Below are 6,455 nucleotides of genomic sequence, written 5' to 3'. Positions count from 1 at the left end.
CGGCTCACCCGCCGACGCTGACCCCAAGCAACGTCCGCACCCGCGCCTTGAAGCGGCGGAACTCGTCGCCCGACAGCCGCGCGACCGAGGTGAACGAGATCGATTTAGGATTGATCGCCCGCCCGTTCTTCCACACTTCCCAATGCAGATGCGGGCCCGTGGACATGCCGGTCGAGCCGACATAGCCGATCACCTGCCCCTGCCGCACGCGTTCCCCGCTGCGCACCGCGAAGCGGCTCATATGGCCATAGCCGCTGCCCAATCCGCCAGCGTGGCTCAGCTTGACGAAGTTGCCGTACCCGCCCGCGCGGCCGGCGTTCTGCACCACGCCGTCGAGCACCGCATAGATCGGCGCACCGTGCGGGGCACCGATGTCCATGCCCTTGTGCAGCCGCACGAAGCGCAGCAGCGGATGCGTGCGATAGCCGAAGTTTGACGTGATGCGCCCTTGCGTCGGCATGCCCATGAAGCCGCGACGCTCGTTCTCGCCGTTGGCGTCCCACCATTCCTCGCCATTGTCGCCCGCCCAGCGGATCAGCTGCAGCGGCTTTCCGCCCCGCTCGATGCCCGCAAGCTGCAGCTTGCCGAGCCGGGTCTCCCCCGTCGCGGCGCGCTCGCGGTCGATGACCATGTCGAAGCGGTCATCGCTGCCGACATCGCGGCCCAGCGACAGCTTGGTGGCGATCGCGCGGATATAGGATTCGACCAGCTTGGCCGGTGCGCCCGCCGCGCGCGCCGAACGGTACAGCGACCCGCCGACCAGCCCTTGGATACGCAGCGGCGTCCGGTCGATCGCGATCGGGTGGCGGTTCAGCGCCAGCTCGCCCCCATTGCGCGTCAACGACACCGCCATGTCGAAGCGCGCGCGCATTTTCAGCGTTTCCAGCGGCCGCGCGACCATCTTGCTGTCCCGCATGCCCAGCGTCAGCGACAGCCGCGTACCGGGCGCGATGTCTTCCAGCGCCACCGTCTCACGAACCAGCTCCGCCGCCGCCAGCGCATCACCACGGCCAACGCCGGCGCGCTCCAGCACCTTGGCGAACGCATCGCCCTCGCCCAATGTCGCCGCGAGTTCGATCACCGGCCGTTCGGGTGCCTCCGCGAGCGGGTTGACCAGATCGTTGGCCGCCATCCGCCGTCCGGTCGACGCTCCCCAGGCAAGCGGCGCGATGCCTTGCGCGCGGGCTTCCTCCCACTGTGCGCCCGCCAGCGGCGCCGGCGCTACGCCCGCGATCGGACCAAGGTCGGGAGCCAGGAAATAGGAAGTGCCGGCACACAGCGCGGTGCAGGTCGCCAGGCCGCGCCACCAGGCGCGACTCCCGATCGCGGCGCCCAGATCGGGCACCCAGTCGATTCCGGCCGCGCGCTCGCGCACCTGCTCCCAGGGCGTGAGCGGCGGCGGGGGGGCGGCAATCGCGCGACCGAACGAGCGCGCGACCCCCGCGCCCGCGAACTCCAGTCCATGATCGTTCCGCAAGAACACTAAGCGCACCCGGCAAGGCTCGCCGTCCCCCCGGCGCAGGCCGGCTGGTTGTGGGGGACAAGTGTTAAAGTCAAATCAACCGCATGGGCGGGTGAGTGTCGCTGCGGCGGAGCGTTGGGGCGGTGCGGTGGGCGGTGGGAACATTGCGACGTCAGCGGAAAAACCGTCACCCTGAACTTGTTTCAGGGCCCACGCGATGCGCTCGCGGTCCGACATGACGCCGATGTCTCGCATGGATGCTGAAACAAGTTCAGCATGACGGGCATTTTGGCTCAGGCCCGACGCAAAAAGGGCGGCCCCGCAGGACCGCCCCTCTCTTCCGGTGGCCCGTCACGGGAGTAAATCCCGTGACGTCGAACGCCGCTGTAGCGCCGCCGGCCGAACCGACCCTGCTGGTCTCTTCTACTCGCTTATCGCGAGTAGAACTCGACCACCAGGTTGGGCTCCATCTTCACCGGATAGGGCACCTCGTCCAGCGTTGGCACGCGGCTGAAGGTGACCTTGGCGGTGCCCTCGGGGACGACGTATTCGGGGATCTCGCGCTCGGCGAGGCTCTGCGCCTCCATCACCAGCGCCATTTCCTTCGCCTTGTCGCCCAGCGTGATCTCGTCGCCGACGAAGCAGCGGCGCGACGCGATGTTGCACTTGGTGCCGTTGACGCGGACATGGCCGTGGCTGACCAGCTGGCGCGCGGCCCAGATCGTCGGCGTGAACTTGGCGCGGTAGACGATCATGTCCAGCCGCTGCTCCAGCAGGCCGATCAGGTTCTGGCTGGTGTCGCCCTTCATCCGCGCAGCTTCGGTGTAGGTCGCGCGGAACTGCTTCTCGGTGACGTCGCCGTAATAGCCCTTGAGCTTCTGCTTGGCGCGCAGCTGAATACCGAAATCGGAGACCTTGCCCTTGCGGCGCTGGCCGTGCTGGCCGGGGCCGTATTCACGCTTGTTGACGGGCGACTTGGGCCGACCCCAGATGTTCTCGCCCATCCGGCGGTCGAGTTTGTACTTGGCACTGGCGCGCTTCGACATGGTAATCCTTCAATCTTGCGAACGACGTTGCTGCCTTCCACGTCCAAGAGCGGGTCGGGAGGGCAGGTTATCCCGGTTCCGCGCCGCTTGCTCGATCGTGGATCAAGGGCGGGCCACCTGCTTCACCGGGGTGCAGGGGCGATTGCGAAGCGGCGCGCCTACCCGACGGGCCTGCCGCGGTCAAGGTGGACAGCCGGCCGCGAGCGGCTATGCGGGCGCGCATGGACACGCCTCCCGCCGGCCCCGACTGCACGACGATGGCGCAGGTCCGCGCCGGCGTCGACCAGGTCGACCGCGAGCTGGTGGCGCTGCTCGCCCGCCGCTTCGCCTACATGGACGCCGCCGCGCGCATCAAGCCGACCCGGGAAGCGGTGCGCGACGAGGCCCGAAAGGCGCAGGTCATCGCTAATGTCCGCGCGCTCGCACGTGACGCCCGAGTGCCGGAGGTGGTGCTCGCAGAACTGTGGGATCGGCTGGTCGAGGCGTCGATCGCGTATGAACTGAAGGCTTACGATCGTAGCCGGTGACGCCACGCGTTATTTTGCGAATGGATCGGCCGGGTTTTCTCGCTGAACTTCGCGCGCGCACGCCTTCAGCTCGGTCGTGGCGGCTGCGGAACCGTCAAGCCGCAGGCTCGCGACCACCACGTCATCTCTGAATATGCCGAGCAGCGCGTTGCTGGCGATGTCGTTCAGCAACGTATCGCCGCTGAGCTTGAACGATACGCCGGTGAGATCGTCCTTGCGAAACCCGTGCCCCGTCACCTCGCCCCATCCGTCATCCAGCCGCTTGCCGTTAACAAATATCAGCTTGAGCTTATACTCTTTGCCTTGCTCGATGGACTTGAAGGCCGGGTCGGCGATGGTGACATACCCGTCGTTCAGCCCGTCTGTGTAAGCCACGCGCAGTAGCGTGTCACCTTCATAGCTGCGCACCAGAGCGCAATCGTCCTCGTTCTTGAACAGCGTCCATCCTCGTCCAACGTCACGACCATCATCGTTCAGGATCGCCAATAGCAAGGCGACGAGCATCAATTCTCTCCGGTATCGAGGTTAAAGGATCGGACAGAACGCCGGGCTGCGCTCAATTGCACGCTCTGCCATGACTTTGGTCGAACAGCTTCTGCATCAGCCGATTCATACCTTGCTCCTGCGCGCGCTCACAGGCTGACGCGGTCGATGCGGCCGAGGAATAGCTGTTTGACCGCATAGAGGAGCAGAGTTCATTTGCGCTTGCTTCATCGCTGGGGTCGAACTGAGGGTCTATCTGCGACAGCCAGCCGCTCGGCTGCGTGTCAGTCGCGGTCGCGACGAAACGCGAGTAGCCGACATACGCGCCCATCCGGTTCTTTGCGTTGATCTCGCCGCAGACATCGCCGTCCTTGCCCATGCGCACCGATCGGAACTGTGCGGAGGACGGATCGATAAGGCCCTTGGCCGCCTCCTGCTGCGCTTGCGCAATCTTGTAGGTGCTCGTGCCTGGGATTTGGTCACATCCGGCCAGCGCAACAGCCACCAACACCCACCGCTTCTTCATTGGACCCCTCCTCGAACTGCCAAGGATGCCAGCGGTGAGTTCCATTGCCGCGTTAAATCTCTGAAAGGTTGACCGATGGTGCTTTAGCGCAGGCGTCGGCGGGCCGGTCGTGGGTTCGCCTCGTCACGCGCTCCGAAGGCACCACGGCTCCGACGGCGCGTTATCTCCTCCCATGCACGCCTTCGCCGCCCTGCTCGATTCGCTGATCTACACGCGCGGGCGCAACGGCAAGCTGAAGCTGGTGGCGGACTATCTGCTCGCCACGCCCGACCCGGATCGCGGCTGGGCGATGGCGGCGCTGACCGGCGATCTCGACCTGCCGGCGGTCAAACCGGCGCTGATCCGCGCGCTGATCGAAAGCCGGGTCGATCCGGTGCTGTTCCGGATGAGCCGCGACTATGTCGGCGATACGGCCGAGACGGTGGCGCTGCTCTGGCCCGCGCCCCACCCTCCGTTCGTCTCGGTGAACGCGAACAAACCGCCGTTCGTCCCGAGCGAAGTCTGGGGACATGGTGTCTCGACTTCGCTCGACACGAACGGAGGAGGGCCGTTCTCCATCACGCAGGCCGTCGAGCGCCTGCGCCATCTGTCGCGCTCGGACGCGCCCGCCGCGCTCGCCGACATGCTCGACCGGCTCGACGCGGAGGAGCGGTTCGCGCTGCTCAAGATGGCGACCGGCGAAACGCGGATCGGCCTGTCCGCGCGGCTCGCCAAGACCGCGCTCGCGCAGGCGTTCGGGCAGGATGTCGAGGTGATCGAGGAGCTGTGGCACGGCCTCGACCCGCCCTACGCGTCGCTGTTCGCATGGCTGGAGGGCCACGCCCCGCAGCCCACCCCCGCCGACGTGCCCGTGTTCCGCCCCTTCATGCTCGCGCACGGGCTGGAGGACGCGCGCGTGTCGCTCGACGAGTACGCGGCCGAATGGAAGTGGGACGGCATCCGCGTCCAGATCGTCCACGTCGCCGGCCAAACCCGCCTCTACAGCCGCACCGGCGACGACGTGACCGGCAGTTTTCCGGATGTCGCCAGCGCCTTCTCCACCCCCGGCGCGGTAGACGGCGAGCTGCTGGTGAAGGGCGAGTTCCAGGGCAGTCAAGAATCGGGAGGCGGCGCGGCAAGCTTCAACGCGCTTCAGCAGCGGCTCGGGCGCAAGGTTGTTAGCGCGAAAATGCTTGCCGACTACCCCGCCTTCGTCCGCCTCTACGACATCCTGCTCGACGGCGCGGAGGATGTTCGCGCGCTGCCCTGGACCGAGCGTCGCGCGCGGCTGGAGGTGTTCATGGGCCAGCTCGATCCTGAGCGCTTCGACCTCAGCCAAGTAATCGAGGCGAGCGACTTCACCGAGCTCGAGGCGATCCGCGCCGGCGCCCGCGACGCGGCGATCGAGGGCGTGATGCTAAAGCGCCGCGACTCGCCCTACGTCCAGGGCCGCCGGGCAGGCCTATGGTACAAATGGAAGCGCGACCCGCTCACCGCCGACTGCGTGATGATGTACGCGCAACGCGGCAACGGCCGCCGGTCGAGCTGGTATTCCGACTACACCTTCGGCTGCTGGACGGAGGACGGCGAGCTGCTCCCGGTCGGCAAGGCGTATCAGGGCATCACCGACCAGGAGATCGCCCAGCTCGACAAGTTCGTCCGCACCCACACGCTCAACCGCTTCGGCCCCGTCCGTGAGGTCGAAAAGACCATGGTGCTGGAGATCGCGTTCGACTCGATCCACACCAGCACCCGCCACAAGGGCGGCATCGCCATGCGCTTCCCGAGAATCGCGCGGATCAGGACGGACAAGCCGGCGGCGGAGGCGGACCGGATCGACACGCTGCGAAGGCTGGTAACGTGACTTCCAACAAAAGGCTCATCGTCGCCGCAGACGAACCCGCGCTGTTCTTCTCGTCGCTCGGCGCTGCGGTCAGGCACCTGGAAGCAGTCGATGTCGCTAATGGCGTTTACACGGCTGCCTTCGGACCCGAGGGCGAGCCTTTCGCGATCAGCAGCGATGGCGACATTGTGTCTATCGAGCCGACCTACGGACCCGCGGAGCCCGAACAGCTAAGCGCCGTACTTCTGAGATACCATGCCGCTTCAGGGCGCAACTTGCCCGCCGACGCGCCGCTCCCGGCGCTCCTTGAGGGCTGCCTCCTCGACGATTAGCTGCGCGGGAAGCGGTGCTCTACGTACCGGTCATGTCCTTTGCCGTTCCCGCCGCCATGATGATCGCGTCCGGGTCGATCCACGCGGTCGTCAACGCGATCGTCACCTATGGCCTGGCGCTGTGGGCGTCTGCTCTGGGTCCAACCGCGCCGCTGGCGGCGCTGCGCGAGACCGGCATGGCGACCGCATTGCTGATCTCGGCGCTGCTCATGGGCGAGGCGGTGACGCCGCGTCGGGCGGGGGCGGTGGCCGGTATT

At 66.7% G+C, this 6,455-nt stretch carries 7 protein-coding genes and 1 pseudogene; 4 read left to right on the top strand and 4 right to left on the bottom strand.

Annotation, left to right across the window (positions count from 1 at the left end):
- Positions 1-4: 4 nt before the first annotated feature.
- Positions 5-1,483 carry a M23 family metallopeptidase gene (locus JWN21_RS12205; RefSeq protein ID WP_299650457.1) on the bottom strand — a complete coding sequence of 493 codons (1,479 nt, stop codon included), beginning with the start codon at positions 1,481-1,483 and terminating at the stop codon, positions 5-7.
- Positions 1,484-1,893: 410 nt separating this feature from the next.
- Positions 1,894-2,508: a 30S ribosomal protein S4 gene (gene rpsD, locus JWN21_RS12200; protein WP_299650454.1), complete on the bottom strand. Its 615-nt coding sequence runs from the start codon at positions 2,506-2,508 to the stop codon at positions 1,894-1,896.
- Between the two features lie 221 nt (positions 2,509-2,729).
- Here rpsD and JWN21_RS12195 point away from each other — a divergent pair, with 221 nt between their 5' ends.
- A complete protein-coding gene (locus JWN21_RS12195; RefSeq protein WP_299650451.1) occupies positions 2,730-3,035 on the top strand; it encodes a chorismate mutase in 306 nt (101 codons plus the stop codon).
- Between the two features lie 9 nt (positions 3,036-3,044).
- Here JWN21_RS12195 and JWN21_RS12190 read toward each other — a convergent pair whose 3' ends face one another.
- Together JWN21_RS12190 and JWN21_RS12185 are read right to left on the bottom strand one after the other, a co-directional pair.
- Positions 3,045-3,539 (bottom strand): hypothetical protein, encoded by a 495-nt coding sequence (locus tag JWN21_RS12190; RefSeq protein WP_299650449.1) that lies wholly within the window; start codon positions 3,537-3,539, stop codon positions 3,045-3,047.
- 52 nt (positions 3,540-3,591) lie between these two features.
- Positions 3,592-4,044, bottom strand: a complete 453-nt coding sequence (locus tag JWN21_RS12185) for a hypothetical protein (RefSeq protein ID WP_299650446.1) — start codon at positions 4,042-4,044, stop codon at positions 3,592-3,594.
- A 172-nt stretch (positions 4,045-4,216) separates the two neighbouring features.
- On the opposite strand from JWN21_RS12185, the gene JWN21_RS12180 reads away from it, so the two are divergent.
- From JWN21_RS12180 to JWN21_RS12170, 3 genes and pseudogenes are all read left to right on the top strand, one after another.
- Positions 4,217-5,887, top strand: coding sequence for a cisplatin damage response ATP-dependent DNA ligase (locus JWN21_RS12180; protein ID WP_299650443.1), 1,671 nt, complete (start codon positions 4,217-4,219; stop codon positions 5,885-5,887).
- Positions 5,884-6,198, top strand: a complete 315-nt coding sequence (locus JWN21_RS12175; protein WP_299650440.1) for a hypothetical protein — start codon at positions 5,884-5,886, stop codon at positions 6,196-6,198. Before JWN21_RS12180 ends, JWN21_RS12175 begins: the two co-directional genes overlap by 4 nt.
- Before the next feature lie 32 nt (positions 6,199-6,230).
- Positions 6,231-6,455, top strand: a pseudogene (locus JWN21_RS12170) (hypothetical protein); the annotation flags it as partial.

This window comes from Sphingomonas bacterium (genome assembly GCF_028292945.1).
GTDB lineage: Bacteria > Pseudomonadota > Alphaproteobacteria > Sphingomonadales > Sphingomonadaceae > Sphingomonas.
Note: the sequence above shows the minus strand (reverse complement) of the source record. Positions and strands in the feature narration are given on the sequence as shown.